Raw genomic sequence first — 26,533 nt, forward strand, 5'->3', positions numbered from 1 at the left:
CGATATGAGCGATTTGAACCATCGCGGCCAGACGCTGCTGCAAGACCTCGACGGCTTCTCGGTCGAGATCGACGCCGAACGCGAGCGCGCCGACATTATCCTGCATCGGCCGCCGTTCAATGTCATTTCGATGCACGCGCGCGACCAGTTGCGCACCGTCTTCGAAGCGCTGGACGACGACGAGCGCGTGCGCGTGATCGTGGTGCGCGCGACGGGCGAGCACTTTTCGAGTGGCGGTGACATCAAGGGCTTTCTGGAAGCTTCGCCGGAGCACGTGTCGAAGCTCGCGTGGAATATCGCGGCGCCCGCCCGTTGCTCCAAGCCGGTGATCGCGGCCAATCGCGGCTTCTGCTTCGGCGTGGGGTTCGAGCTGTCGCTCGCTTGCGATTTCCGCATCGTCACCGACACGACCTTCTACGCGCTGCCGGAGCAGAAGCTCGGGCAGATTCCCGGCTCGGGCGGCTCGGCGCGTCTTCAGGCGATGGTCGGCATCGGCCGGACCAAGGACATCGTGATGCGCTCGCGCCGCATTCCGGGCAAACAGGCTTACGAGTGGGGCATCGCGGTCGACTGCGTGGCCGACACGGAACTGGAAACCGCCACCGACGCGCTCGTCGACGAACTGCGCGTGTTTTCGCCGCTCGCGCAGCGCACGGCGAAGAAGCTGCTGAACGATTCGGAAGACGCGCCGCTTTCCATTGCTATTGAACTGGAAGGGCATTGCTATAGCCGGCTGCGCAGCTCTGACGATTTTCGCGAAGGCGTCGAGGCTTTCCATGGCAAGCGCAAGCCGGTGTTTCGCGGAAGTTGATAAGCAGCATCACAAAACAACAGGAGACAGAGGATGGAGCGCTTCGATTACGTGATCGTAGGCGGCGGCTCGGCGGGATGCGTGTTGGCGCATCGGCTGTCGGCCGTGGCGTCGCTGCGCGTCGCGCTGATCGAAGCAGGCGCCGATACGCCGCCGGGCGCGGTGCCTGCAGTCATTCTCGACAGCTATCCGATGCCCGTCTTCTGTGGCGACACTTATATCTGGCCGGACCTGAAGGCGAAAGCCACCAGGGACGCCGCGCCGCGTGTCTACGAGCAAGGCCGCGTGATGGGCGGCGGGTCGAGCATCAACGTGCAGTCGGCTAATCGGGGCCTGCCGCGCGACTACGACGAGTGGGCCGCGAACGGCGCCGATGGCTGGGCATGGCGCGACGTACTGCCGTACTTTCGCAAGCTCGAACGCGACGTCAACTTTCCAGGCGGCGAACTGCACGGCAGCGACGGCCCGGTACCGATTCGCCGCATCATGCCGAACGACTGGCCTCCATTCTGCGATGCGTTCGCGAAGGGCCTGCGCGCAAACGGCGTCGCGCAATTGCAGGATCAGAACGGCGAGTTCGGCGACGGCTTTTTCCCCGGCGCGTTCTCGAATATCGACGACAAGCGCGTGTCCACAGCCATCGCCTATCTTGACGAAGCCACGCGCAAGCGCCCGAATCTCACGGTGTATTCGAATCTTCGCGTCGAGCGGATCGTGATGGTAGGGGCGGCGGCGCGCGGCGTGATCGCAGTGGCGCAAAGCGGCGAGCGCGTGGGTTTCGAAGCGGGCGAAGTCGTGCTGAGCGCGGGCGCGCTTCAGTCGCCCGCGCTACTGATGCGCGCCGGAATCGGCGACGCGCGCGACCTCGCGGCGCTCGGCATCGCGTGTACGGTGGATCGGCCGGGCGTCGGGCGCAATCTGCAGGATCACCCGTCACTCACGTTCTGTCATTTTCTCGAACCGCGCTTTCGCATGCCGCTCGCGCAGCGCCGCGCCAGCATGATGGCCGCGCGCATGAGTTCGGGCGTCGCGGGCTGCGACGAGTCGGACCTGTATCTGTCGAGCGCGACCCGCGCGGCTTGGCACAAGCTGGGCAACCGGCTCGGCCTTTTCTTCCTGTGGTGCAACCGGCCGTACTCGCGCGGCCGCGTGCAGCTCGTATCCGCCGATACCGCCGCTGCGCCGCGCATCGACCTGAATCTGCTCGACGACGAACGCGATCTGCAACGGCTCGCCGCCGGCGTGCGGAGGCTGGCGCGCGTGGTCGAGGCGTCGGGGCTCGGGCGCGATTCGCGCGATTTTTTTCCAGCGGCGTTTTCTCCGCGCGTCAAGGCGTTGAGCCGGGTCGGCGAGCGCAACGCGCTTCTTACTGCGATGCTCGGCACGCTGCTCGACACGCCCGCGCCGCTGCGTCGTTTGCTGATCGACCGCTTTTTCACGCGCGGGTTGAATATGGCCGCGCTTCTCGCTGACGATCGCGCGCTTGCAGATTTCATCTGCGCGAACGTGTTCGGCGTGTGGCATGCGAGCGGCACGTGCCGCATGGGCGGTGCGCACGATCGCGACGCCGTCACGGATGCCGAAGGGCGCGTGCATGGCGCGCGGGGACTGCGCGTGGTCGATGCATCGCTGATGCCCAGACTGCCATCGGCCAATACGAACATACCGACCATCATGATCGCCGAGAAGATCGCCGACGCGATGGTCGCCGCGCGACGCGCGAGCGTGGCATCGGGCACATCGAGCGCCTGCAGCGCCTCGAGTGCCTCCGATCCGCCGCCGCTCGCCGCCGCGCACTGACGATTTTTTTAACCTCGACAAGAGCACGCAAAAGATCAACGTGCCTACGACACCGGCGCGCTCGTAAGACGGCCCGGTGACATACAAGGAGATTGAAATGTCCGTAGCAGCGCAAGAAGGCGTCGCCGCGCTTCCCGTCAACCAGCGGCAAGTCATGGGTGCAGTCCTGGCCTCGTGCATGGGTTGGGCGCTCGATCTGTTCGATCTGTTCGTCCTGTTGTACGTCGCGCCCGTAGTTGGGCGTCTGTTCTTCCCATCCCAACACGCGATGCTTTCGCTCGCGGCGGTCTACGCGTCCTTCGCGGTGACGCTGTTGATGCGCCCGCTCGGTTCCGCGCTTTTCGGCTCCTACGCGGACCGTCATGGCCGCAAAGGGGCGATGATCATCGCGGTCGTGGGCGTCGGCCTCTCGACGGCGGCCTTCGGCGTGCTGCCGACCGTCGCGCAGGTGGGCCTCGTTGCGCCGATCGTGTTTCTCCTGCTGCGGCTCGTGCAGGGCGTATTCGTCGGCGGCGTGGTGGCGTCCACGCATACCATCGGCACGGAGTCGGTCGCGCCCAAGTATCGCGGCGCGGTGTCGGGGCTGATCGGCGGTGGCGGCGCGGGCTTTGGCGCATTGCTCGCGTCGCTCACGTATCTCGCGATGTCGGCGCTTTTCCCCGGCGATCTTTTCGACGTCTGGGGCTGGCGCTGCATGTTCTTCACCGGCATCCTGAGTTCGGTGCTCGGCCTCTTCGTATTCAATAGCCTCGAAGAATCGCCGCTCTGGAAGAAGCTCGCCGCCGAGAAGGCCGCCAGGGCCGCCGCGCAGGTCAGGAGCGGCAAGGTCGAAGTGGTGCGCTCGCCGGTCCGGACGCTGTTTTCGCGGGACTATCGCAAGGTGCTGTTCGTGAACCTGCTGCTGACCATCGGCGGCGGCAGCGGCTATTACCTCACGTCGGGCTATCTGCCGACCTTCCTCAAGGTCGTGAGCCACGCGCCCAACGGCGCGGCCGCCGCCATCCTGATGATCTGCAGCGTGGCGGTGGTCGTCGCCTCCGTGGCGGCGGGGCATCTGAGCACGTTCATCGGACGCAAGAGCGCGTTTTTGTGGCTCGGCATCATCCGGCTGATCGCGCTGCCCGCGCTCTTCGTGCTGCTGCCGGGCGCCCAGAGCATCACGATGGTCGGCGTGTATGCGGTGCTGCTTTCCGCGCTCGGCAGCGCGGGCTATGCGCCGATCCTGATCTTCCTGAACGAGCGCTTTCCAACTGCGATCCGCGCGACCGGTACAGGTCTTTCATGGAACATCGGCTTCGCCATCGGCGGGATGATGCCGACTTTCGTCTCGCTCGTCGCGAAGGATGCGAGCCAGTTGCCGTCGACGCTCGCGATTTTCGTTGGCGCGATCAGCGTGATCTTCCTGATTGGCGCGTTCGTCGTGCCCGAGACGCTCGGCAAGCTCGAAAACGGAGCGACGGGCAATCCGTCCTGAAGCATGCAAGCATCGGCGGGCGCGCTGAAGAGCGCGCCCGCGCAGTGTCCGATACAAAAATGGAGACGCTTCATCATGAAGTATGACGACGACGTTCGCGCGCGATCCTACAAGTTTCGCGACGAATATGTGCAGGCGACGCCGTGGTGGTATCGCGGAGAGATGCATCTCGGTTTCACGCTCATTTTCACCACGGCGGTGATCGTCTATTGCGCCGCGCAGCTTCATGCGCCGACGTTCGCGGAATGGCTCGCGGTCGTGCCGCTCTTTCTGTTCGGCAACTGGGCGGAGTGGGCCGCGCACCGCTATGTGCTGCATCGGCCGACCCGATATTTCAGCATGATCTACAAGCGCCATTGCGCGGTTCATCACCGCTTTTTCACGCATGTGACGCTGGAGTACAAGGGCCACAGGCATTGGCGCGCGTTGCTGTTTCCGCCGTTTGCGCCCGTCGCATTCGTGCTCGCGGCCACGCCGCTCGCGCTGGTGATCGGCTTTGCGTTCTCACGTAACGCTGGCTATATCGCGCTTCTGACAATGGCCGCGTACTATCTGATGTACGAAGGGCTGCACACACTTTCGCATGTGACCGACAGCCCGTTTCTCGACCGCGTGCCGCTCATCAACACGGTCCGGCGCCTGCACGTCTCGCATCACGATCCCGAACTCATGGCGACGCAGAACTTCAACCTCACGTTCCCGATCTGCGACACGCTGTTCGGCACGCGCAGCGATGCGTCGCGCAGCGCGCGTGAGCCGATGAGCCCGAGCGGCGGTTGAGTTTTCACCAAGCCCGTGCGCCAGTGGTCACGCGACGAATCTCCTCGGTGATGATCGCGATCAGCGCTTGCGAGGCCGGCCCGATGGGCCGCTTGGGATGCGTGACCTGGATGATGTGACGAACGATGGGCGGCGAGACGATCGTGCGCGCCTCCAGCAGACCTTCGTCCACCTTCGCCTGCACCACGACGCGCGGCAGGATGGTCGCGATACTGCTCTGCTCGACGAACTGCACGATAGTGCTGAGCAGATCGATCTCGAACTTCGGCTGAATGACGACGTCGGCGGCCATCAGAGCGGCATCGAGCGCGCCGCGCAGACCGTTGCGGCGCGTGGGGAGTACAAACTCGATACCGGACTGCGTGACGAGATCGATCGTCTCCGGCAGATCCGGCCCGTGAGTCGCGCTCGTCACCAGCACCATTTCTTCCACGAGCAGCGGCTCCACGTCGAGCGTGAGCCGCCCCCGCGGCTTGTTGATGATCGCGGCATCGAGCCGGCCCGCTTCGACGGCGTCGATGAGTTGCGCGCTGAAGCCGTCCGCGACGGACACTTCGACTTGCGGAAAAAGGGCGTCGAACCGCGCGAGCGATTCGGGCAGCACGCTTTGCGCTTCCGACGACACCATCCCGAGCGACACGCGCCCGGTCACGATGACATCGCGCCGGCTCAGATGCTCGCGGGCGTGTTCGATGTCGCGCATGATCGGCGTGTAGAGGCGGTACATGAGCCGCGCTGCTTCGGTCGGGGCCATGCCGTGCGGGCCGCGCGCGAAGAGCGTCTGCCGCACTTCGGTTTCGAGCTTCGAAATCTGCATGCTGAGCGCGGGCTGCGCGATGTTCAGCCGCTTGGCCGCGCGGGTCACGGTGCCCTCCTCGAAGAGAGCGATGAAATACTGGATCTGCTTCAGTTCCATAGGGCGGCGCTCAGGCGGAAGGATCGGCTGTCGGTTCAAAGCAGATATCGTAACGCCGGGCCGACCGCGCGGGGCGAGTCGCGCTGAAGCAGGGGCCCACACCCGAGACCTCACAACTTAGGACTCGAGGTCGCGCGATTCGGGAATCATGGCCGCCTGGCCACGATGCGTGCCTTTGTCGTCGTAAAGCTGCCAGACCGTCGCGTTCTCGATCCAGAAGCGTTTGCCGGACTTCGTCACCCGGATTCCGCGATAGCCCTGGACGTAGCCATCTCGTTCGACCTGCTGCAGAAACGCTTGCCGTTCGTCGCGGTTCGGTGCGTCGGCCGACAGCCTGGACGGCAGTCCGACGATCTCGTCCCACGCGTACTCGAAGCGTCGCTGCGCGGCGCGATTGCCGTAGACGAAGAGCGGATCGGGCGACGTGTCGTGAGCCAGAACGGCGAATGGTGCCTCGTCGTAGAGCCAGCGGGCAGCATTACCGATGCCAGAACCCACCGGTACAAGCGGGCGTTTTAGCAGGCGCTCGTAGCTGCTGGCGAGCAGTTGGAAGAATGCAGGATCGGTGCTCGGGTGCATTGTTAAAGGCTCTGTGTTGTGCAGTTCTTTCAGGGGTGGATCGAATCCAGGTGTGGGAGCAGCGTCACGCTTTCCTGCTCGTTGGCATCCGTGCGCGCAATGACACTCACGCAGTTTTCGCAATCGCTCGGATTGTAGGGCACGTGCGGCATGTTAGCCGGAATGTAGAGGAATTCGCCGGCATTCACGAACGCATGTCGCTCCAGCTCCTCGCCGAACCAGACCCCCGAGCGCCCGCTCATCACGTAGATGGCCGTTTCGTGGGCGACATGCTTGTGAGCCTTGGCGCGCGCGAGCGGCGGGAGGGTCGCGAGCTGCATGTGGATGCCCGTTGCGCCAACGCTATCGGCGGAAACGCCGGGCTCGTACAACAGTGCCTGCTTGCCCTGATAACTGTCACCGGGGCGCACCACCTGGCAAGTGGGGTTGGCTTGTTTGCTGGACGGCATGGATTCTTCTCCTTGCTGCGTTTTAAGGACGCCTCTCGCCGCATAAAGTCGGGAGGGGCGAGGCTTACGGGTCAGATAAAACGCTTGCGTGCGCGACCTTATTCCGCCAAGGCTTATCGGCACTCTTCACTCGGCTTGCTTCATTCCCACTGTCGGGGATATGGCTCCTGATCGTTATCCGGCGCGGCGGTGTGCCATCGTGAGGGCGATCGGCGCAAGTTGCGTCGCGTAATGCCGCACAAAGCGATCGCGACAATCAACAGGAAGGCGACAAAGTACAAGAGAGCTGTGAACACGATCGGTCCAGAAAATAAAGAGGAGTCGAACTGCGTTATTGGAACGGGAACGCCTCGGACGTTGGCCTTGAAACGCTCATTCGTCGCGACCAAGCCATGGATTCATTTGGCTATGTCGTTGGACAATGGCATGCAGACGCGCGCGAGTGAACGTACCTGTAGACGATGCAGGCGGTGTATTGGAGTCCGAATTGCCGCCACGCGCGGCGAGACCGACTGCCGAAACTGCTGCAATCGAAAGCGCGGTTGCAAGTGTACGCATGTTTATTCCTGAGTTAGATGAACTGCATTTCAGTGCCGGACGACAGGACTGGCATCGCACGGGGCTTCAGTAGTGTTCTGAACGAGCACGAGAACCCACCGCGGCGTCGGGCGTCAATGTGCTCGCGACGGTCGCGTCCTCAGTTCGTGATTGCCTACACAGAACGCTCCGTCTTTTGTGTTTATTCCGAGCACAACAGCAAATGCTCAGCCGTCGCTTTCCAGCCGAAGGCACAGAGAGTCCGTACACATCTGTGGGATGCCGGACCTCGGGGCATCACGTGAGTGAAAAATTGGCGGGCTGCGGATCGCAGGAATCGTTGGAACAGAAAGAACCGCGGAAGTACTTTTAAAGAAACGTCGCCTTACTTGAGTACATATCAGTAAGGATGTCGAATTGATTTAATCGATTTTGCTATGTTCACGAAGGCGCCGATGCAAGTGGCGTTTGAGTGCGTCACCTGCAACCTGTCCGCTTCCTGTGCGGGCGATTCTCGTCATTGCGCGCGCCGTAGCCTCGTCCGCATGTCGGGAGCAACGGATGCCGCTGTTGGAGCGAAATGAGAGCGGCCTCCCATGCGTGCTGCGGTCACACGCAACCGGTTATTGGGCCGGACGTCCCGCCGCCGTGAGAATGAGGTTTGCGACCTCTTCAGGATGGGAGAGAAGCGAAACATGACTCGAAGCGATATCGACCGTATGGGCTTTCATCCGGTTTGCCATGAACCGCTCGAGATCGGGATTGATGGTCCGATCTTCGGTCGATACGGCGTACCACGTCGGCTTGTCATGCCATGCAGCGATCGTCGTTTTTGCTGAGGTGATCGCCTTGCCCATCGGCTGCTGTACTGCATAGTACGCTTGCGCTTGCGCAGCGGGCAGGTCGCCCGCGAAGTCCTTCACAAATGCACTTTCAGAGAGCTTTCCGTACCCGTCGGAAGACCACTGCAGCCCGGCTGCGGCGGGCGCGGCGGGGAACTTGTGGGTTAGTGCAGGATAGTCCTCGCCAGCCTCCGGCGCGCGTGCCGCGATGTAGACGAGCCCCGTAACCTTGGGGTCGTCACCGGCCTGACTGATTACCATGCCTCCATACGAGTGCGCTACAAGCACCGTGGGGCCATCTTGCTGGGCCAATGCCCGCTTCACGGCATCGACGTCTGCGTCGAGCGATGTGGTCGGGTTCTGCACCGACGTCACATGCAGGCCCGCGGCCTGCAGTAGAGGAATCACTTTCTCCCAACTCGAACCGTCGGCATATAAGCCATGCACCAGCACGACATTGGTCACGGGCGCCGGGTGCGTCGCTGGGCTGGATTGCGCCCACGCCGCATTTCCGGTCGACATGATGGACAGGATGACGAGAGCACCGCTAAACAGGCGAAAATTCATTTAAATCTCCTTGTTGATGAATGAAAGGTCCGGTTGCACTCAGGCAAACAACGACAGGATCCGGTTATTCCACCAGGCATGTGAAAAAAGACCGGCGCGTCGATGCGGCAGGACAATGCCCAACAGGAGAAATGGGCTGTAGGGATGTGGCGTGATGGGACCATCAGGCCGTCGCATGTTTTGCTGATGGAATGCGATGCGTGGATTGTCGGGGAACGGCGATAGGGTAGCCCGACCAGCGCCTGCAACGCTGTCCGAACGTCGGGGAGGGCGGGCTGTGGCTCTGTATCACATCTCAGTGGATGCGGAAACCGGCGACTCTTATACTTGACGCGGATGTCAACAGGGAAACATCTGCGTCGGCTAAACCACACCCGCTCAAAATGATTCCGTCCGCCCGGTACGTTGTCGCCCTGGCCGTCAACGTGGCACTACCCGCCGTTACGGGTCATCAGGCGCGTGCGCAACCATCTCGCCACGCCAAGACTACCCAGCATCATGCCGGCTCCAAGAGGAGGGACCGCCCGAACCACGCTTGCCTCAGGCCATTCAGAAATCAGAGGTTTCCCGTCCCGGTCTCCGAGTCTCGATATCCACTCCCGGGCACTGAGGGGCAGGGCAGGCGCGACCTCCTCGAACACTCTATGCAACTGATCACTCGCATGCGGAAAGGAGCCTAGCGCACTCGCTTCACTCCTGGAGGGCGAGCCTATCACCAGTCTGGTTACGATGGCCGCTGCCTGCGTCACCCCTTGCAAGGAATCCAGTATGTCGATACCGGCCTCGGTGAGAACCGCCAACACATCGTCGACATAGGCATTGATCACATCGTGTTGAAGTTTCAGGCCCCATGCCAGCGCCTGCGGATTGTCCTGAGTGAGGAGTTCCGGATAGACAAGGCCGTCGGCAGCACGTTTGTAACCAGTCGTCGTGCCGTGGTCCGCCGCGCAAAGGGCCTCGAATATCGGCCCTCGAACGAACGGCCGTATAGGCTCGGCAACGGACTCGCTCAGATAATCGTCGAGGCTGCCGCAGTTCTCCGGGCGACGATAAAGCCCGAAGTAAAAGCCCGACAGGCGCTGGTCGAAATTGGCTTCGCGGCTGCACGCGACCTTCGCCAGCGACCGCTGCAGATTTCCGCGCCATCCGATATCGACGACACCGATGTTCCCGTCGGCGAGGAATCCTTTCTGATCCAGATAGTCGAGCAGTAGTTGTCGCGCCGATGAGGCGGTTGTATTGATGAGATTGCCCACTTCATCGTCTGTCTGGATCTGCTGGATCAATTGTTGCATTTCCGAGGAGTTCATTGGGCTATGCGGGGAACGAATACGAAGGCGTTCCTGCAAGCGGGCGATGACCGGATGATCGATACCCAGGTTGAATTTTTCAAATACCTCAGACAGCGAAATGCCACTCGTAAGGCCCAAATGATTCAGATCGCTCTCAGATACGTTGAAGAGCGCAGGCAAGTGAAGCGATTGGCGGGATACATGAAGATAGTGCAAATCGATCTGCATTCCATATGAATCCACTATCTTCTTCGCAATGGATAAGAGAATCTGGCCGTCACGCGCGAGAAAGAATAACTGATCGATTTTCCTGTGTCGGGCCTGTTTCAGGATCCACACCACGAACGCAAGGAGCAACGGGCCCGTGAAACCTGACGATATTCCGGCAAGCGCCTGGTCATGGCCGGTGACCGCCTTGAAACGCAGACGCGCCGAGCGCGCGCTTCCCGACAGAGCAGATCTGAGCAGCGGCGGCTCGATCGCACCCTTGCCGAGTTCTCGCTCCAATCGAGTGGGCGACCCGATGAAGAACGGTGCTGCGCGACCGCCTGCGCGCCGCGCTTGAAACACGTCTGAAAATGCGCTGTCGCCAACATGGAGATGACCTACGCAACCGCCTTTCGCAATTGAAAAGAGAGACCCGGTCCTCTTCGCACAACCCCTTTCACATGAAATGAACAGTTCGGCGCGGTTCACCCGCACGCCGCAACCGCGAAGCATGGTTTCCAGATCTTGCGCAGAAAAGTAGGTATCCGAAATAATTGCCGTTCTTCCCAAAGCCGAGAAGCGATTGAAAGTCTCGACCATACCGGCTATGGGTCGCAGCAAGCGCTTCTCGAGCCCGACTTCGATGGCCTGCGCCGCCGCGAGAAATTCACGAGGCAAGTCCGCCGACGCTGCAATTTCCGTGTAGATATCATTGAGCGTCACTTCACGCTCAATTCGCGCCTTGCGTGCCCTGGCTTCCGCCGATTGCCGAATGAACAGCCATTCGTCGGGCTCAACGAGCGAGCCGAATTCGCGTTGCAGTCGATACCCCGTGAGCAGGAACATATCGGATGGCCTCTGCAAAGGCCTGGTTATCAAGGTATCGAAGACGTCAAAGGACACTAAACCATTGCCGGTCCATATCTCTTTCGCATCCACCTCTTGCAGGCGTGGTGTAGCTGCAAAAAACTGCTGGATGCCAGCTGACACGAATCGTTGGTTAAAAATCCGTTCGAGCGCAAGGTTCGTCGCATTCATCAGTTTCTTCCGCCTTTCGAAAAGGAGAGGGTTTTCGCCGACGCCGCTGTCATACCGCCTCATTTCGCATTGCCAGGTTGCTTACCGTTGTAATTTCGGTCGCTACCGGGACTTCCGTGAAAGCTTGCGGCCGATTATTCGGGCGATGGAGCACACGTCTATGCGCTGTCGCGGCACTTCGTTCATAGCCCGAATGTTTTGGCGCGGCGCTTGTTTCTGAATAAGAGTACGGAAAACCGCTTCTTGAAGAATTGCATCGCACAACCCAGAACGCGAGGATGATCGATTACGTGCCTGACGGCTGTCACAAAGCGCCTTTCACGAACCGCCTCGGTCACATCGACCCAATGAAGCGAGGCCTTGAGCGATCGATGGCGGCGCGCGCACGCGGCGGCCAAGCTTCCAGAAAGTGCGTACGACGTGCGGAAACACGTATTAGCGTCGAGCATGCCTCGTAGCGCCTGCCGATCCGCTGACCTGTTGGTGGAGAGCGAACCACCACGCCGCCGGTAGTGGTAACCCATAGCCGGATAGACGCCTATTTGTGCATCGTGCCTGGCCAGCAAACGCAACAGCAGATCGAAGTCTTCGCCGGAACGAAGTCGCTCGTCATACCGAAGCCCCTCCACCAGTGCGGCGTTGATCATAGGCTTGAGATAGGCGAGGCGTGGCGCCCGGACAAGCGAAACGGCATCGAAAGTTCTGAACCTTTCAAGGCCAAGCAGCGAATGTCCAGTGAGCGAGCCGTTCTCGTCCATGATGAGCAAATCATCCGCTACCACGCCTGCGCCGTACGTTTGCGCGTTTTCCAGCAACGACTTCAGGCGTCCTTCCTCGAAGAGGTCGTCGCTGTCGAGGAATGTGATCCAGCGCCCCCGCGCGCGCGCCAGCGCAGAATTGCGCGCAGCCGATGGCCCCGCGTTGGACGACGACGTGAGGAGCACAATCCGGGAGTCGTTATCGGCAAACGCGCGGACGATTTCCACACTAGCGTCAGTGGAAGCATCGTCCGCAACGATCAGTTCCCAGTCTTTCAGGCTCTGTCTCTGGACAGACTGAATGGCTTCGCCGATCCAATGTTCGCCGTTGAAATTTGCCATTACGACAGTGACAGATGGTTGCGCCGCATGATCCGACATCTTCGCGGCGCGCTCTTCGGTATGGGCGCAATCGCTCACGGGTCCCACCAGGGACGGGTCTTGGCCCGTTACGCACTCGTTGCCGTACGACAAGCCGACGGTTGACTTTGATTGATGATGCTGCATTTCTGCGCCGTTCAAAGTTAAAGAAGCCTGCTAGTGGATAGAGGAATGCTCAGAGTCGGTTGCCTTCGTTGTACGCGAGTCTGGCGTCCTCGGCGTGATATCGAGTCGAAGCCATTGAACCTGCCGGATCGGGCAACGACTCTTGTCATTGCTACGAATGCAACATGGATCTCTTTCCTAACGGGCGGTACGACGAGCTAGCGGATTGCAGATATAGCGAACCGCGTAGTCTGCGATAGGTGAATACGGAACAAGACATAGGCTGGAAAGCACGAGCGTTCCCACCTTTTTCTTCAGACTCCAGAAGGGATTCGCCACGATCGCATGCAGATACCGGTGAGAATCCCTTAACATCCAGTGCCATCGGGTCATTAACGGCGCGTGATAGACATTCGAATAGAAATAGGCCCTTTCATACGCGAAGTCATGGAAGTCGGCCGGCAATTGCATTCCCAGGCGGCGCAATGCCAGTTCGCGGAGGGTTAGCCAACGGGACGTGAATGCTTTGGGTGCCTTTCCAGTTTGATCGGAGTTGGCAAATGACACGTCTCGCCCTGCTCCAGCAGATATCCGGTATCCGCCGAGCGACAATGGGATGCTCGATACGGGTCCGACCAGGGCCGCCCCATAGATTGCATAAAAGTCCGCGCCATATCGGTCCTTTAGCGTTTCCGGCACAGGAAAGATCTTCCTGAGCGCACTGACGCTATATGCGTTTCCAGACGCAGGCGGTGACGGGTAGAGCCACCCGTCCAGCAGAAGCTTGCGACAGTCACCGTCAATTCGGGAGTGGGGCACATAAGCGCCCATACGCTCGCTCATGTGGTCAATGACGTCTAGCCGGAACTGCACTTTTGCCAGGTTATCGCTGGCAAAGCGCTGCATCACTTCTGTCACGGCGCCCTGATAGAGCAGGTCATCAGCGTCGAGGAACAGCACGTAGTCGGTTTTAGCCAGATGAAGCCCCAGATTGTAGGCGGACACCTGTCCGCCGTTGTCTTTGAAAACGGACGTGATGCGGTTGCCGTAGCCTTCGATGATTGCACGCGACCCGTCTGTCGACCCGTCGTCGATCACCATGACGTGAGTGCTCATGTAGTCCTGCGCGAGCGCCGAATCGATGGCCTCTGCCAGAAACTGTTCGTAGTTATGGTTGCAGATTACAACCGTCATTTCCTTCATGGTCACTCACGCGCAGGAATAGAAAGTGCCCTGATGGACTGCGAAATATTTCATATGAATCGGCGACGAATGAGCGTGCTGGCGATGTTCTTCGGCGCGAGCAAGGTGGCAATGCTCCATCCAGCGATGAGACACCGGAAGACGGGGCGCTCGAAACTTGCGCGGAAGGGAATGGAGAAGGCATCTCGCAGGGCCCGGACCCGGCTGTCGCCGGGCAGCGGATGTTGTCCCGGTGTGAGCCGCAAAGAGGCAACCCGCAATTGAAGCAAGTGGGGCGCAAAGAACAGGGTGCTAAGCGGCGGCGCCGGCCGGCCGGTCATTGCGCAGGCCTTGCAGGCGGCGCTGTGACGCTTGAGCGCACGCGCGATCTCGCGGCCGAAGTTGCTGGTGCTCGCACTCATGGCGCTATCATTTGAGCCATGCATGCGATAAAGCACCAAAGGCGCGGCGATCGTCTCCACGTCGCCCATGAAGGGGGCCATGGCGATGCAGGTTGAATCCGTGAATGAATCGTAAGTCCCATCCAGTGGAAAGATTTTTTCCAGGAAGCTGCGGGCGTAGGCGTTTCCCGAGCCCGGCGGCGTAGGATATTCGGAAGTCTCATAAGCCCAGTGACGGATGGCCTCGGAGGACAGTCCTGGTGGAATCTTTGGAATTACGTTTCGGATCTTGGGGACTACGTTTTGTATCGGACGGCCCTGAGCGTCGACGCGCTCCATCAATACCTGCACCTTGCTGAGACCGGTTCGCCATACCGAGGCAATAGAGCGCAGCGCGCCGGGTACCAGAACATCGTCAGCATCGAGGAAGATGACGATGTCGCCCGCGCTTCGCTCAAAGCCCACGTTGTTGGCTTCCCGCTGGCCACCGTTCTCCTTGAATATGGCGGTGATCTTTTCGCCAAACGAATGGATGACTTCCGCCGAGTCGTCCGTCGAACCATCATCCACGACGATGATCTCGAGGTTACGCCAGTCTTGCGTCAGGGCGCTTTCAATGGCCTGACGAATAAAACGCCCGTAATTGTAGTTGGCTATGACGATCGAAAAAAACAGATCTTCATTTGCTACACGTCCGCTGCGTCCTATGTTCATCTACTACCTCCGGCTTCTCTCATCAACCAGGCGCCCTGGAACCAGCGGGCATGCGCTGCACCGGCCAGCAGCCGCGAAGAAACGGCTGATATTGCCGTCACGGTCCGCGGCTTGCAGTGCGCTATGGATTAGTAGTTCACCTGATCGAATGTAGGGTAGCCGTTTAGTTGATCAGGTACTTGCGGCCTAAAATCGGTCGATAAAGGCGCAAAATGTTGAACAGCCGCACATTCCGCCGGGCAGTTTCTTAATCTGCGAAGGAAAATCGTCGATGAGCGCGCGATATCGTAATAAGAAAGTGGCGTGCCGCGATTACATAGGACTTGGGCATGGGAACCGCTTGCGCGATACGCTATTTGCGAAGCAAATCTCACAGCGCGCAAATATTCCATTTACGCGAAGTGCGAAGGTGCTCGCTATTAAATGAGTGGCCATCTCATACAGCACCGCGTGTCGAATCTCTTCAGTAGTCCAACAAATATCTGCTATCGGCGGCCTCGATCCGGTGGTCTCGCCCGTTGTCATTTTCCTCATACAAGAAGGGGCGCGAGGCGCGTCGTTTTCGCACTGGCATGGCACCAACGTTCTGCTTATTTGTCTGTGCCGTTTGGAATCTCCTAATATGTATTCGCCCAGAAGCTCTCCGGCAAGTCGATCGAAAAAACTCGGTTCTGCGGACGATCGACGACGTGGCGGGCCAACACCTGGAGTTAATTGATGAAAGTTGCTTTTTACAAGGGAACGCGCCCGGGCCTCTCCGGGATATTCAACCGGTTAATCCGTTGGCGTACGAACAGTCCTTATTCGCATTGTGAACTCGTCGTCGCTCCGATCGATGACGCGCATCTGTGTGCATCGTCGTCGCTCGAGGATGGGGGCGTGCGCTTCATCGTCACCAACCTGGATCCGGCGCGATGGGATGTCGTTGGGTCCGCGATCGGTGCTGTGACGGAGCGTGCCGCAATAGAGTGGTTCAACGATCACCTCGGCGAGCCGTACGACCTCGCGGCCGTGTTCGGTTTCCTGTCGCGCCGGCGTCATCGTGAGGGCCATTGGCACTGTTCGGAATCGATCGGCGCCGCGCTGGGTATTCCTGAGCCGTGGCGTTTCGATCCCGCCACGCTGCACGCGGCGCTTTGTTCCGATCCGGCGCAATCGCCGCCCGATGACATGCCGCCGCTAGCGCCGGCCTGATCTCGAGCTGTCTTTCCTTTGGGATTGTGTCGATCGCTATTCGCTCGCGCGCAGCGAGTGGAACTCGGACGTCAGGCAGAAGTTTGGCCGCCCGCGTCGCCGCATTCAGACCACACTGATAACCACGTCGATGTTCCCGCGCGTCGCCTTCGAGTACGGGCAGGTTTCGTGCGCGGCGCGCGTGAGCGCCTCGGCGACTTCGCGCTCCACGCCGGGCAGGCTGACGTTGAGCCGAGCCTGCAAGAAGTAAGCGCCATCGGTCGTGCACAGATCGACTTCGGCGTCGACGGCCGTATCGGCGGGCAGCGCGACTTTCATCTTCGCTGCGGCCAATCCCATGGCGCCGATGAAACAGGCGGACCAGCCGGCGGCGAACATCTGCTCCGGATTCGTCCCGCCGCCCGTCGCTCCGGGAGTAGATAGCCTGAGGTCGAGGCGCCCGTCGGAACTGCGCGATGCGCCGTCGCGTCCGCCCGTGGTATGGGTCTTGCCGGTGTACAGCACTTTGTCGATCCGAGTCATGATGAAGTCCTTGCCGTGGCGGCTCAGTGATGGAAACAGGTCGAAAGAGGATCGCGGGCAGCGAGCCGCGTACCGACTGCGATCCCAATGCGAGATGCTTCAGGTGAGGAAGGTGTTGAAATGAGAACCCTGAATCCGGCTACTGGCACGCATTCGTGCGGCAGCAGCCGGCGGGAACCTCATAGTTGTGGGCGCAACGGTCGGAACGCCGCGCGAAGTTCTTCGGCGAAGAGTTGAGGTTGCTCCCATGCTGCGAAGTGGCCGCCCTTATCGACCTCGTGGAAATACGTGAGCTTGGGATAACTGCGCTCGGTCCAGCTCCGCGGCGCCCGATAGATTTCGCCGGGAAAGACGGTCACGGCAACCGGCACCGAAATCTCGGCGGTTCTCTGCTCCACGGCGTTGAAGTTATTGTTGTTGTTCTCCCAGTAGAGCCGCGCCGACGAGGTCGAACTGTTCGTGACCCAGTACAGCGTGATGTCGTCGAGCATCTGATCCTTGGTGAGGGAGCGCTCCGGGTCGCCGCCGCTGTAGGTCCAGGCCGCGAATTTGTCGTACATCCAGGCTGCCTGCCCCGCGGGCGAATCAGCCAGACTGTAGCCCTCGGTTTGCGGGCGGGTGACCATCATCGCGGCATAGCCGCCGCCCTTTTTGTACAGATTGGCGAGCGATTGGTACGCTGTCTTTTCCTCACTCGACAGCCCGGCCGGCGCCGGTTCGCCATTGTTGAGCGCCTTCGCGACCTCGGGCGGCACCGTCGCGGGCATATTCACGTGAATGCCCAGGAGGCCCGCGGGAGCCTGACGCCCCATCGCATCCGCCACTACCGAGCCCCAATCGCCGCCTTGGGACACATACTGCTTATATCCAAGACGTTTCATGAGCACGTCCCACGCCCGTCCGATGTGGTCGGGATCCCAGCCGGTGCCGGTCGGTTTGCCGGAGAAACCGTAGCCGGGCATTGCGGGAATGACGACATCGAAGGCGTCCTCCGCGCGGCCACCATAGGCTGTAGGATCGGTGAGCGGGCCGATGGCCTTCTCGATTTCCAGCGGCGAGCCAGGCCAGCCGTGAGTGATGAGCAGCGGCAACGCGTTCGGGTTGCGGGATTTCACGTGGATGAACTGGATATCGACGCCGTCGATCGTGGTCACGTACATCGGCAGGGCGTTCAGTCTTGCCTCTGTCTTGCGCCAGTTGTAGCCCGTGCCCCAGTACTGCACCAGGGTCTGGATCTTCGCCTCTTGCACACCCTGGCTTTGATCTGCGACCGTCTCCTTGTCGGGCCACCGCGTCGCCGCGATGCGACGGCGCAGGTCGACGAGTGTTGCGTCAGGAACGTGAACGTGAAATGGGCGGATCGAGTCGTCTTCAACCACAACGCCTGGTTTCGCGGAAGGCTGATCCACGACCGAAGCGGCTTGAGCATGACTGAAGGCGGAGCCCAGAGAAAGGGCGAGTGCGCTGACGACCGAATAAGCAAACAGGCTGCGCCGGCTATGCGCGATCGAAACTATGGACATGGTGATGCTCCGTTGAGTACTAAAGAGCAGCCTTGGGGCGTTCACGGTTATGTGGACCGGCTGCGTTAGCGTGTCGGTGCCGCTCTATTCGAGCGTTCGTTTCTATGCGTCCTGGACGTTGGGTTGGTGCTTGGCCGTATCGGTGACGTTCAGGTCGAGCAGCCGCGTCATGGCTTCGACATCGCTGTCGAGCAACGGCGTATGCGTGCCGACTCCTGCGTGGTTCACGAGCAGCGTGACACTGGCGTCTTCCTTCAGCTTCGTTTCAACTCTGGCGCGTGAAGTCGGATCGTTGAGATCGGCGTCGATGATCTCGACGGACCGGCCCGTTTCGTTGGCGATGCGCCCGGCCAGGCTGACGAGCCTCTCGCGGCTGTGCGCAACAAGGATCAGATCGTAGCCACGTTTTGCGAGCCGTTCAGCATAGACAGCGCCGATGCCCGTGGACGCACCCGTAATGAGCGCGGTGCCCTGATGTGCCTGCATCATCATGTACTCCTGTCGAATGTTCACTTGTGATTGCGTGAACCTATTGTGGTCCGCATCAGCAGCGACTCAAATGACGTATAGAGTCATGATTTCAGACATGCGGTTTCGGAACGTGCGTGGCCGCAGCCGCCATCCGTTGGAAGTGGTTGCGAAAAGAGACGCGGTTTCGCGATCGGCGGCATATGCGCGAAGCGTTCATGCGCGGTTTTGGCCTACTGCTGCGGGAAGTGCGGAAGCACGGTCCTCCAGTTTCGGCTTGGTTCGACAGGCGTAGCCGTGATACTTCTGCGATTGCGTCAGCGCATAACCTGAACGGCTGCTGCACGGCCTGTCACACGAAGAACGTTGCCTTCCGGTGTGATTTGCCGCGGAATCTCGGACATGTCCGGTTCGTCTTTAGGCAAGTGCTTTAGCACCTTGCCTTGCTTTGCGACGAGCCCTGGTGCCGTGGCCGAAGTACGCCGCGAATTCACCGGCCTTGCACGCAGAACCACGTGCCGCCGGACTGCGAGCTTGTGCGCGTTACCGGCCTTATGCGGGGCCGTTGCGCGCGCCTCGGGCGGATTCCAGATTTCCGAGTAGGTGGCAGGCCCGCGAGCCCCGCCAGCCCCGAAGGCGGCCGGCGCAAGCGCTGCCGTCAATAACGACGCAAGTCCAAGCTTTCTCACGAACGCTGCCATTTCCGGCATGGCCTGGCCGACAGGCTTGCGCACACGCATGTTCATTGTTCGCTCCCGAAAAAAGTGCCTGTTCGCCGTAAGGAAAATCCGTGTAGGATACTGTACATCCATACAGGTTTTCTCGCAATGACATCCGCCATGCCGTCCCCCGAAGCGATACACCCGTCCCTGTGGCGGGCGTCGCAGCTCGCCCGGGGCCGCGGGCGGGTAGTGGATACGGGCTACCCGGCGCTGTCGGCCGAATTGCCCGGCGGAGGCTGGCCGCTGGGGGCGCTGGTGGACCTGCTGGTGCAGCAACCGGGCGTGGGCGAACTGCGGCTGCTGCGGCCCGCGCTCAGTGTGGCAGGCAGCCGGCCCATTGCATTCGTGCAGCCGCCGCATGTACCGGACGGACTCGGCCTCAGTTATATCGGCCTGTCGCTGGACCAGTTGCTGCGCGTGAAGGCGCAGAAAAGCGCGGATGCGCTGTGGTCCGCGGAACAGATTCTTCGTGCCGGCAGCTGCGGCGCGCTGATCTTATGGGCGCAGTACGCGCAGGCTTCGGCGCTGCGGCGTCTGCATCTGGCGGCGCAGTCGTCTGAGACGCTGTTCGTCATGGTGCGGCCACTCGCGAGCGCACAAGACGCGTCGCCGGCGCTGTTGCGGCTCGCGCTCAAACCATCGGCCGACGGTTTGACCGTCGACATCGTGAAACGACGAGGGCCCTCGCGCACGGAGCCCCTGGCGATTGCCCTTCAACCCACCCCTGTTCTGCTGTCACGACATGCGCGTCTTTCTCGCCGTTCACCTGCCGAAGTTGCCGCTCGAAGTATTCAGACCGAAGTGGTCGCCTGAGCCTCTCCACGGCAGTGTCGTGCTGGAGAAGGACAAGGTCGTCATCGCGGACAGCGTCGCGCGCGCGGCAGGCGTGCGGCTCGGCATGAAGCGCGGCGGCGTGCTGACGCTTTCGCCTGAAACGGAGATGCACGAGCGCGACTTCGCCCGCGAGCAGTCGGCGCAACGCGAAGTCGGCATAGCGTTGATGCGCTTTTCGCCCGACGTCGCGCTGCTCGATGAAGCGACCGTTATTGTTGAAGTCGGCGCGAGCCTGCGCCTCTTTGGCGGCCTGCTGGCCTTGTGCCGTGAGGCGAAGGCGGTGCTCGCCACGCTCGGCCTCACGGCTCGCGTGAGCGCCGCGCCGACCGGCCAGGGCGCCTGGCTGCTGGCCCGGTATGCGAAGGGGCGCGCCGCGCGCCGCCTGCTGAAGCTGTCCACGCTCGAACAGCGGCTTGCCGGTCTGCCCATGCTCGCGGTCCCCGAGGTGCGCGAGTTCGCCGACTGGTTCGCGGGGCTCGGTTGCGAAACCATTGCCGACATCCGCCGCTTGCCGCGCGCCGGCTTGCAGCGGCGCTGCGGCGAGCACCTGCTCGATTCGCTCGATCGCGCGTTCGGCACCGCGCCGGAACTCTTCGACTGGCTCGAACTGCCGCCCACGTTTTCTGCGCGCATCGAGATGCCCGACCGGCTCGAACATGCGGACGGCGCAGTGTTCGGCGCGCATCGGCTTATCGTGCAGCTGTGCGGGTGGCTATGCGCGAAACAGCTCGCGCTCACCGCAATACGCCTGTCGCTCGAGCATGAGCGGGGGCGCGACGCGATCGAGCCGACCACCATCGACATTGCACTCGGCGAGCCCACGTGGCGCGAAGAGCATCTGGTGAGGCTCGTGAGGGAGCGGCTCAATCGCGTCGAGCTCACCGCGCCGGTGATTGCACTGCGTTTGGACGCATCCAGGGTCGAGTCGGCGGTACCAGCGTCCGACATGCTTTTTCCCGAGCCCGGCGGCTCGAAGGAAGACCACGCGCGGCTGCTGGAGTTGCTGGTCGCGCGGCTCGGCGAAGAGAACGTGTTGCGGCCAGCGCCGAGCGCGGACCATCGCCCGGAAATCGCCAACTCATGGGTGCCCGTCACGCAACCGGTGAAGCCTGCCGTCGTCCCGGAAGGCTTGCCGCGGCCCACGTGGATGCTGGAGCAGCCGGTGCGCCTGCTGATGCGCCAGCACCGTCCGTTCTATGGCTCGCCGCTGCGCATGGTGTCGCCGGGCGAGCGCATCGAGGCCGGCTGGTTCGATGGCGAACTGGTCACGCGCGACTACTTCGTCGCCCAGGCCGACGACCAGAGCTGCTACTGGATTTACCGCGAACGCGTGAGCAGCCGCGACGCCGAAGAAGAGCCGCGCTGGTTCCTGCATGGCCTGTTCGGATGAAGCACCATGGACACCACCTTCAGCATGCTGCCGGCATACGCCGAGCTTTTCTGCCTCTCCAATTTCTCGTTTCTGCGCGGCGCGTCGCACGCGGAGGAACTGGCCGAGCGCGCCGCGCAACTCGGCTACTCGGCGCTCGCCATTACCGACGAATGCTCGCTTGCCGGCGTCGTGCGGGCGCATGTCGCGGCGAAAGAGGCGAAGCTGCCGTTTATCGTCGGCTCGTACTTTCGTCTGGTGAACGCGGACGGCTCGCCGGCATTCGGGCTCATCCTGCTCGCGAAGAATCGCGACGGGTATGGCAACCTGTCCGAGCTCATTACGCTTGCACGCACGCGTGCGCCGAAGGGCGAATACCGGCTCACGCCGCAGGACCTGTCGCGGCCGGACAGGGACTACCGGCACCTGCTGGGCGTGCCGGATTGCCTCGCGATTCTGGTGCCGAACTTCCCCGCGAAGGAGGAGGTGCTCGATGCGCAGGTCGAATGGCTGGACGAAACGTTTCCAGGACGCGCGTGGGTGGGACTCGTGCTGCATCAGCGGGCCATGGACGACATGCACCGCGGCGCGGTCGAGTTCATTGCGCGCAATCGCGAAGTGCCGGTGGTCGCACTCGGCGAAGTGCTCATGCATGTGCGTTCCAGAAAGCCGCTGCAGGACACGATAACCGCCATCCGCGTCGGCAAGCCGGTTCATGAGTGCGGCTACGACCTCGCGCCGAATGCCGAGCAGCATCTGCGCTCGCGGCTGCGGCTCGCCAATCTGTATTCACCGGAGGCGCTTGCCGCCACCGTCGATATCGCCGCGCGCTGCACGTTCTCTCTCGACGAACTGCGCTACGAGTATCCGGACGAACTGGTGCCGCCTGGCTTCACGCCAACCGCCTACCTGCGGCAGGAGACGTACATCGGCGCCCAGCGGCGCTTTCCGTCGGGCATTCCGCCTCATGTGCAGGAGCAGATCGAGCACGAACTCGAACTCATTGCCGACCTGCAGTACGAGCCGTACTTTCTGACGGTCTACGACCTGGTCCGCTTCGCGCGCAGCCAGCACATTCTGTGTCAGGGGCGTGGCTCGGCGGCCAATTCCGCGGTCTGCTACTGCCTCGGTGTGACGGAAGTGGACCCCGCGCGCGGCAACATGCTGTTCGAGCGCTTCATCTCGAAGGAGCGCGGCGAGCCGCCGGACATCGACGTCGACTTCGAGCATCAGCGGCGCGAAGAGGTCATTCAGTACATCTACCGCAAGTACGGACGCGACCGCGCGGCCATCGCCGCAGCCGTGTCGACGTATCGCGCGCGAGGTGTGCTGCGCGAAACGGGCAAGGCGCTCGGCGTGGACCTGCAGATTGTCGATGCGGTCGCAAAGTCGCACCACTGGTTCGATAACAGCGCGGACCTGCTCAAGCGTTTCGAGGAATGCGGGCTGAATCCGCAAACTCCGCTCATCCGCGCGTGGGCCACGCTGGCCACGCAGCTGTATGGCTTTCCGCGGCATCTGTCGCAGCACTCGGGAGGCTTTGTCATCAGCCGGGGCAAGCTCACGCGGCTCGTGCCGGTTGAGAATGCCGCGATGCCGGAGCGCAGCGTCATCCAGTGGGACAAGGACGACCTCGAATCGCTGGGGCTGCTCAAGGTCGACGTGCTTGCGCTCGGCATGCTGTCGGCCATCCGCCGCACGCTCGACCTCGTGTCGGAGCAGCGCGGCGAGCGCTTCGAGATGCAGGACATTCCCGCGGAAGACGATGCGACCTACGACATGATTTCGGCCGCCGACACGGTGGGCGTCTTCCAGATCGAATCGCGCGCACAGATGTCGATGCTGCCGCGCATGCGGCCGCGCGTCTTCTACGACCTGGTGATCGAAGTGGCCATCGTGCGGCCGGGTCCGATTCAGGGCGGGGCGGTTCATCCCTATCTGCGTCGTCGCCAGGGCTTCGAGCCGGTCACTTTTCCGAGCGACGATTTGAAGACCGCACTGGGCCGCACGCTCGGCGTGCCGATTTTCCAGGAGCAGGTGATGCAGGTCGCGATTCTCGCCGCCGGCTTCACGGCGGGCGAGGCCGATCAGTTGCGGCGCGCGATGGCCGCGTGGAAGCGCAAGGGCGGTCTCGGAAAATACTATGACCGCATCGTGATCGGGATGCAGGAGCGCGGCTATGACCTTGCGTTTGCCGAGGCCATCTTCGAGCAGATAAAAGGCTTCGGCGAGTATGGCTTTCCGGAGAGTCACGCGGCGAGTTTCGCGCTGCTCGTGTACGCGAGCAGCTGGCTCAAGTGTCACGAGCCTGAGGCCTTTCTCGCTGCAATGCTCAACAGCCAGCCCATGGGCTTCTATTCGCCCTCGCAACTGGTACAGGATGCGCAGCGGCACGGCGTGAAGGTGCTGCCGGTCGATGTGACAATCAGTGGATGGAATTCGTCCCTGGAACGCAGGGCGGGCGAGGAGCGACCCGCGGTCCGCCTGGGTCTGTCGCTGCTGCGGGGCATGAAGGAAGGCACAGCCGAGCGGATTGAAAACGCGCGCGCTGTGCGGCCGTTCGCCAGCGTGAAAGACCTCGCGCGCCGCGCGGCGCTCGACCGGCGGGATCTGCATATTCTCGCTGACGCCAATGCGCTGGCTTCGCTTGCGGGCAACCGGCGCGAGGCGCTGTGGCAGTCGGTGGCCGCGGTGCCCGAGAAGGACATGCTGGCCGTCGCCGCCGTCGAGGATGAAACGCCGGAACTCGGCGCGCCGACCGAGGCGCATGACATCGTGGCCGATTACCGCTCGGTGGGGCTCACGCTTGGCCGCCATCCGCTGGAACTATTGCGTCCGCAATTGCTGGCAAACCGGCTGATGCCGGCATCGACGCTGCGCACGTACCGCGACGGCCGGCTCGCGCGAGGCTGCGGCCTCGTCACCGTGCGTCAGCGGCCCGGCACGGCGAAGGGGGTCATCTTCATCACGCTCGAAGACGAAACGGGCAACGTGAACGTCATCATCTGGCCGAGCCTGCTCGAGAAGCAGCGCAAGGAAGCGCTCAGCGCGTCGCTGCTGGCGGTCTACGGAGTCTGGCAGTGTCAGGGCGAAGTGCGGCACCTGGTGGCGCAGCGGCTCGTCGATATGTCGCATCTTCTGGGCGGCTTGCAGGCTGTCAGCAGGAATTTCTGCTGACGTTTGTCCGTGATGGGTCAAAGCCACGCGATACCAATGCCGCGTTGCGGGCAAGCGCAGCGCAAGTCGAATCATGGACTGGCGATGGTTCGTGACAGCACGGTCTGCAGGTCTACCAACGGTATCGCAGTCGCCGTGACGGCCACCGATTCCGATTGCGGCAGTAGCCCGGCAAGCGCCGCAGCTCCAGTCGCGCACAGAATGAAGAGACAAAGCGCGCCGATGAAAACGATGCCGGCTTTATACGTTGGCTTCGTACCGTGGAAATGTGCAAAGTGCCGCATCATGGCTGTCTCCTGGTGACGCAGCTAACATTTGCAACTACTGTGCCGACGGCGACCCATCGGCGCCGATGCCTGCCGGCGCCTGCAAAGCCTTGCCGCACGGGCATTGAACGGCAGCAGTGGCAGCGCAACCGCAAAGCAATGTCGGATCGGTCCGAACAGGTCACCGCGTTGTGCCCGTCGAATGCCAACACTCATTGGGCCCGCTTCACTTGCGCTAGACTGGCTTGACGAGCTTGAACAACCGGAAGGAGACCTGGATGATACGCAAGACGCTCAATGCCTCGCAGCTCCAGCAGGAGGTGAGCCGGCGAATTCATCGACTGCAGGAAATCGTCGAGGATGGCGTGAAGATTCGTGTGCCGCGGCCACAGTTGCAGGAAGCCGACAAGACAGGCTGCAACTGGAGCATGACCCACTTCGGCAACGCGGTCGGGTTCGAGCGCGATATCGAGCGCGTGCTCACGGCCGTGCGCGCCGAATACAATCTCACGACCGAAGTGAAGAGCAGCGGCAATCCTTTCGAGGATTGATCACCGCTGCCGGTAGGCGCAAGCGATTGCGCCCGCGCATCAGCTCTTCAGATCGTCGGGCACCTTGCCGCCATTCTCCGCGAGCTTCTGCATCACCTGCTTGTGCAGCCATATGTTCATTGCAGCCGAGTCTTCGGTGCTGCCGGTGTAATGCAGTTCGGACGCGAGTTCCTTGCGCGCCGTGAGGCTGCTGTCGAGACCGAGCAGTTTCATCAGGTCGACGATGGACGTCCGCCAGTTCAACTTTTCGCCGCTGCTTTCCTGCATTTTCGTCAGGACCGCTTCGACGTCGACCGGGGGCATTGGCGTGACGGGCGGCTGCGAATTGCCGGCTGCCGTGGTGGATGGCGTGGCCGGCGCGCCTGCTGGCGCTGTCGCGCTGCCGGGCGCCGCGGTGGCCGGGGCGGCCGCGCCGGCCGTCGAGCCGGAGCCTGTATTGGCGGGATGGTCGTGCGGGAAAATCTTGTTGAGAATGCTTGAAAAAATGCTCATGTGTCGCTCCTCGTTGGCGTCGGCCAATGCGGCCGGCGTTTCGGGTGCGCAATGCGCGTGCCTGTGCCGTGAGCCTCACAAGGGCCGCCGTCAAAGAAAGATCGTCATCCTAATTAACGAGTTCGGCTCTTCGCGCGGCACACTGTTTGCTCGATCTTGTCCACTCAACGGAAAGAGAGGGAGGTTCAAATGGCCGAGTCTTATCAATCCACCAGTTCCGCCTCGGATCCCGCGCGCGAAGAGAGCCTCGCGGGCAGGCCCAACGGCAGCGAAGAACTGCGCGCGCGCAGCTCGATGAAGCTGTCGGAACTGAAGGACAAGCTTGCCGGGGCGCAAGATGTGGTCAAGACGAAATACCGCGTCGTGTCCGAATCGACCGATGATTTCGTTCACGACAGTCCGTGGAAGGCGGTGACGATGGCGCTGATCGGCGGGCTCATCATCGGTATGCTGGCAGCCCGCTAGCGCAAGCTTGGCAGCTGCAGAAAAGCGTTCCCGCATCGGCCTCATGCAATCCACGCCACCGCATTGCAACGCGGTGGCGTGGACAGTCAGACGCCGGCTATTGCACGAGCGTCACGT

Annotated in this window: 23 protein-coding genes and 2 pseudogenes; 11 read left to right on the forward strand and 14 right to left on the reverse strand. The window is 61.8% G+C overall.

What is annotated here, in order from left to right; all coding sequences use genetic code 11:
• Nucleotides 1-4 precede the first annotated feature (4 nt).
• The 4 genes from A3AC_RS0109040 (at nt 5) to A3AC_RS0109055 (ending at nt 4,865) form a co-directional block, all read left to right on the forward strand.
• Complete coding sequence (locus tag A3AC_RS0109040; protein WP_025598464.1) at nt 5-811, forward strand: enoyl-CoA hydratase/isomerase family protein; 807 nt, start codon at nt 5-7, stop codon at nt 809-811.
• A 33-nt stretch (nt 812-844) separates the two neighbouring features.
• Nucleotides 845-2,611, forward strand: coding sequence for a GMC family oxidoreductase (locus A3AC_RS0109045; protein ID WP_025598465.1), 1,767 nt, complete (start codon nt 845-847; stop codon nt 2,609-2,611).
• Between the two features lie 97 nt (nt 2,612-2,708).
• Complete coding sequence (locus tag A3AC_RS0109050; RefSeq protein ID WP_025598466.1) at nt 2,709-4,085, forward strand: MFS transporter; 1,377 nt, start codon at nt 2,709-2,711, stop codon at nt 4,083-4,085.
• A 75-nt stretch (nt 4,086-4,160) separates the two neighbouring features.
• Complete coding sequence (locus A3AC_RS0109055) at nt 4,161-4,865, forward strand: sterol desaturase family protein (protein WP_025598467.1); 705 nt, start codon at nt 4,161-4,163, stop codon at nt 4,863-4,865.
• A 4-nt stretch (nt 4,866-4,869) separates the two neighbouring features.
• On the opposite strand, the gene A3AC_RS0109060 is transcribed toward A3AC_RS0109055, so the two are convergent.
• The 8 genes from A3AC_RS0109060 to A3AC_RS0109095 form a co-directional block, all read right to left on the reverse strand.
• Nucleotides 4,870-5,781 (reverse strand): LysR family transcriptional regulator, encoded by a 912-nt coding sequence (locus A3AC_RS0109060; protein WP_025598468.1) that lies wholly within the window; start codon nt 5,779-5,781, stop codon nt 4,870-4,872.
• Between the two features lie 117 nt (nt 5,782-5,898).
• A complete protein-coding gene (locus A3AC_RS0109065) occupies nt 5,899-6,360 on the reverse strand; it encodes an MEKHLA domain-containing protein (protein WP_025598469.1) in 462 nt (153 codons plus the stop codon).
• 29 nt (nt 6,361-6,389) lie between these two features.
• Nucleotides 6,390-6,809, reverse strand: a complete 420-nt coding sequence (locus A3AC_RS0109070) for a cupin domain-containing protein (RefSeq protein ID WP_025598470.1) — start codon at nt 6,807-6,809, stop codon at nt 6,390-6,392.
• A gap of 1,160 nt (nt 6,810-7,969) precedes the next feature.
• Complete coding sequence (locus A3AC_RS0109075; protein ID WP_025598471.1) at nt 7,970-8,755, reverse strand: alpha/beta hydrolase; 786 nt, start codon at nt 8,753-8,755, stop codon at nt 7,970-7,972.
• A 431-nt stretch (nt 8,756-9,186) separates the two neighbouring features.
• The gene (locus tag A3AC_RS0109080; protein ID WP_025598472.1) at nt 9,187-11,292 is read right to left on the reverse strand and encodes a haloacid dehalogenase; all 2,106 of its coding nucleotides are present in this window, start codon (nt 11,290-11,292) and stop codon (nt 9,187-9,189) included.
• A 182-nt stretch (nt 11,293-11,474) separates the two neighbouring features.
• Nucleotides 11,475-12,557 (reverse strand): glycosyltransferase family 2 protein, encoded by a 1,083-nt coding sequence (locus A3AC_RS0109085; RefSeq protein ID WP_025598474.1) that lies wholly within the window; start codon nt 12,555-12,557, stop codon nt 11,475-11,477.
• 177 nt (nt 12,558-12,734) lie between these two features.
• Nucleotides 12,735-13,739 carry a glycosyltransferase family A protein gene (locus A3AC_RS0109090; RefSeq protein WP_025598475.1) on the reverse strand — a complete coding sequence of 335 codons (1,005 nt, stop codon included), beginning with the start codon at nt 13,737-13,739 and terminating at the stop codon, nt 12,735-12,737.
• Between the two features lie 50 nt (nt 13,740-13,789).
• Nucleotides 13,790-14,833: a glycosyltransferase family 2 protein gene (locus A3AC_RS0109095; RefSeq protein ID WP_025598476.1), complete on the reverse strand. Its 1,044-nt coding sequence runs from the start codon at nt 14,831-14,833 to the stop codon at nt 13,790-13,792.
• Nucleotides 14,834-15,550: 717 nt separating this feature from the next.
• Here A3AC_RS0109095 and A3AC_RS0109100 point away from each other — a divergent pair.
• Nucleotides 15,551-16,027: a hypothetical protein gene (locus A3AC_RS0109100; protein ID WP_025598477.1), complete on the forward strand. Its 477-nt coding sequence runs from the start codon at nt 15,551-15,553 to the stop codon at nt 16,025-16,027.
• A 105-nt stretch (nt 16,028-16,132) separates the two neighbouring features.
• Here A3AC_RS0109100 and A3AC_RS0109105 read toward each other — a convergent pair whose 3' ends face one another.
• The 3 genes and pseudogenes from A3AC_RS0109105 to A3AC_RS0109115 all read right to left on the reverse strand — a co-directional run.
• Complete coding sequence (locus tag A3AC_RS0109105; protein ID WP_025598478.1) at nt 16,133-16,549, reverse strand: organic hydroperoxide resistance protein; 417 nt, start codon at nt 16,547-16,549, stop codon at nt 16,133-16,135.
• A 179-nt stretch (nt 16,550-16,728) separates the two neighbouring features.
• On the reverse strand, nt 16,729-18,072 hold the full coding sequence (locus A3AC_RS0109110) for an epoxide hydrolase family protein (RefSeq protein WP_025598479.1): 1,344 nt from the start codon (nt 18,070-18,072) through the stop codon (nt 16,729-16,731).
• A gap of 141 nt (nt 18,073-18,213) precedes the next feature.
• Nucleotides 18,214-18,561, reverse strand: a pseudogene (locus A3AC_RS0109115) (SDR family NAD(P)-dependent oxidoreductase); the annotation flags it as partial.
• 121 nt (nt 18,562-18,682) lie between these two features.
• Between A3AC_RS0109115 and A3AC_RS30960 the strand changes: the two are divergent.
• Nucleotides 18,683-18,797, forward strand: a pseudogene (locus A3AC_RS30960) (GlxA family transcriptional regulator); the annotation flags it as partial.
• Between the two features lie 60 nt (nt 18,798-18,857).
• Here the strand turns inward: A3AC_RS30960 and A3AC_RS0109120 are convergent.
• Nucleotides 18,858-19,286 (reverse strand): hypothetical protein, encoded by a 429-nt coding sequence (locus A3AC_RS0109120; protein ID WP_232231917.1) that lies wholly within the window; start codon nt 19,284-19,286, stop codon nt 18,858-18,860.
• Nucleotides 19,287-19,367: 81 nt separating this feature from the next.
• On the opposite strand from A3AC_RS0109120, the gene imuA reads away from it, so the two are divergent.
• Genes imuA through A3AC_RS0109135 form a run of 3 tightly spaced genes read left to right on the forward strand, consistent with a single transcriptional unit; the run spans nt 19,368 to nt 24,642 of the window.
• Complete coding sequence (gene imuA / locus A3AC_RS0109125) at nt 19,368-20,075, forward strand: translesion DNA synthesis-associated protein ImuA (protein ID WP_025598482.1); 708 nt, start codon at nt 19,368-19,370, stop codon at nt 20,073-20,075.
• Nucleotides 20,005-21,486: a Y-family DNA polymerase gene (locus A3AC_RS0109130; RefSeq protein ID WP_198017979.1), complete on the forward strand. Its 1,482-nt coding sequence runs from the start codon at nt 20,005-20,007 to the stop codon at nt 21,484-21,486. Before imuA ends, A3AC_RS0109130 begins: the two co-directional genes overlap by 71 nt.
• A gap of 6 nt (nt 21,487-21,492) precedes the next feature.
• Nucleotides 21,493-24,642, forward strand: a complete 3,150-nt coding sequence (locus A3AC_RS0109135; protein WP_025598485.1) for an error-prone DNA polymerase — start codon at nt 21,493-21,495, stop codon at nt 24,640-24,642.
• A 71-nt stretch (nt 24,643-24,713) separates the two neighbouring features.
• On the opposite strand, the gene A3AC_RS29880 is transcribed toward A3AC_RS0109135, so the two are convergent.
• On the reverse strand, nt 24,714-24,929 hold the full coding sequence (locus A3AC_RS29880) for a hypothetical protein (RefSeq protein ID WP_025598486.1): 216 nt from the start codon (nt 24,927-24,929) through the stop codon (nt 24,714-24,716).
• A 257-nt stretch (nt 24,930-25,186) separates the two neighbouring features.
• Between A3AC_RS29880 and A3AC_RS0109145 the strand changes: the two genes are divergently transcribed.
• Complete coding sequence (locus A3AC_RS0109145; RefSeq protein ID WP_025598487.1) at nt 25,187-25,459, forward strand: hypothetical protein; 273 nt, start codon at nt 25,187-25,189, stop codon at nt 25,457-25,459.
• Nucleotides 25,460-25,498: 39 nt separating this feature from the next.
• Here A3AC_RS0109145 and A3AC_RS0109150 read toward each other — a convergent pair whose 3' ends face one another.
• Nucleotides 25,499-25,951, reverse strand: a complete 453-nt coding sequence (locus A3AC_RS0109150; RefSeq protein ID WP_025598488.1) for a DUF3597 domain-containing protein — start codon at nt 25,949-25,951, stop codon at nt 25,499-25,501.
• Nucleotides 25,952-26,140: 189 nt separating this feature from the next.
• Here A3AC_RS0109150 and A3AC_RS0109155 point away from each other — a divergent pair, with 189 nt between their 5' ends.
• Nucleotides 26,141-26,416, forward strand: coding sequence for a DUF883 family protein (locus tag A3AC_RS0109155; protein WP_025598489.1), 276 nt, complete (start codon nt 26,141-26,143; stop codon nt 26,414-26,416).
• Nucleotides 26,417-26,533 lie beyond the last annotated feature (117 nt).

This window comes from Burkholderia sp. WSM2230 (assembly GCF_000472445.1).
Classification (GTDB): domain Bacteria; phylum Pseudomonadota; class Gammaproteobacteria; order Burkholderiales; family Burkholderiaceae; genus Paraburkholderia.

Coding starts and splice junctions, on each gene's coding strand:
- A3AC_RS0109040 (WP_025598464.1), top strand. CDS start 5: ATGAGCGATTTGAACCATCGCGGCCAGACGCTGCTGCAAGACCTCGAC.
- A3AC_RS0109045 (WP_025598465.1), top strand. CDS start 845: ATGGAGCGCTTCGATTACGTGATCGTAGGCGGCGGCTCGGCGGGATGC.
- A3AC_RS0109050 (WP_025598466.1), top strand. CDS start 2,709: ATGTCCGTAGCAGCGCAAGAAGGCGTCGCCGCGCTTCCCGTCAACCAG.
- A3AC_RS0109055 (WP_025598467.1), top strand. CDS start 4,161: ATGAAGTATGACGACGACGTTCGCGCGCGATCCTACAAGTTTCGCGAC.
- A3AC_RS0109060 (WP_025598468.1), bottom strand. CDS start 5,781: ATGGAACTGAAGCAGATCCAGTATTTCATCGCTCTCTTCGAGGAGGGC.
- A3AC_RS0109065 (WP_025598469.1), bottom strand. CDS start 6,360: ATGCACCCGAGCACCGATCCTGCATTCTTCCAACTGCTCGCCAGCAGC.
- A3AC_RS0109070 (WP_025598470.1), bottom strand. CDS start 6,809: ATGCCGTCCAGCAAACAAGCCAACCCCACTTGCCAGGTGGTGCGCCCC.
- A3AC_RS0109075 (WP_025598471.1), bottom strand. CDS start 8,755: ATGAATTTTCGCCTGTTTAGCGGTGCTCTCGTCATCCTGTCCATCATG.
- A3AC_RS0109080 (WP_025598472.1), bottom strand. CDS start 11,292: ATGAATGCGACGAACCTTGCGCTCGAACGGATTTTTAACCAACGATTC.
- A3AC_RS0109085 (WP_025598474.1), bottom strand. CDS start 12,557: ATGCAGCATCATCAATCAAAGTCAACCGTCGGCTTGTCGTACGGCAAC.
- A3AC_RS0109090 (WP_025598475.1), bottom strand. CDS start 13,739: ATGAAGGAAATGACGGTTGTAATCTGCAACCATAACTACGAACAGTTT.
- A3AC_RS0109095 (WP_025598476.1), bottom strand. CDS start 14,833: ATGAACATAGGACGCAGCGGACGTGTAGCAAATGAAGATCTGTTTTTT.
- A3AC_RS0109100 (WP_025598477.1), top strand. CDS start 15,551: ATGAAAGTTGCTTTTTACAAGGGAACGCGCCCGGGCCTCTCCGGGATA.
- A3AC_RS0109105 (WP_025598478.1), bottom strand. CDS start 16,549: ATGACTCGGATCGACAAAGTGCTGTACACCGGCAAGACCCATACCACG.
- A3AC_RS0109110 (WP_025598479.1), bottom strand. CDS start 18,072: ATGTCCATAGTTTCGATCGCGCATAGCCGGCGCAGCCTGTTTGCTTAT.
- A3AC_RS0109120 (WP_232231917.1), bottom strand. CDS start 19,286: ATGAACATGCGTGTGCGCAAGCCTGTCGGCCAGGCCATGCCGGAAATG.
- imuA (WP_025598482.1), top strand. CDS start 19,368: ATGACATCCGCCATGCCGTCCCCCGAAGCGATACACCCGTCCCTGTGG.
- A3AC_RS0109130 (WP_198017979.1), top strand. CDS start 20,005: ATGCGCGTCTTTCTCGCCGTTCACCTGCCGAAGTTGCCGCTCGAAGTA.
- A3AC_RS0109135 (WP_025598485.1), top strand. CDS start 21,493: ATGGACACCACCTTCAGCATGCTGCCGGCATACGCCGAGCTTTTCTGC.
- A3AC_RS29880 (WP_025598486.1), bottom strand. CDS start 24,929: ATGATGCGGCACTTTGCACATTTCCACGGTACGAAGCCAACGTATAAA.
- A3AC_RS0109145 (WP_025598487.1), top strand. CDS start 25,187: ATGATACGCAAGACGCTCAATGCCTCGCAGCTCCAGCAGGAGGTGAGC.
- A3AC_RS0109150 (WP_025598488.1), bottom strand. CDS start 25,951: ATGAGCATTTTTTCAAGCATTCTCAACAAGATTTTCCCGCACGACCAT.
- A3AC_RS0109155 (WP_025598489.1), top strand. CDS start 26,141: ATGGCCGAGTCTTATCAATCCACCAGTTCCGCCTCGGATCCCGCGCGC.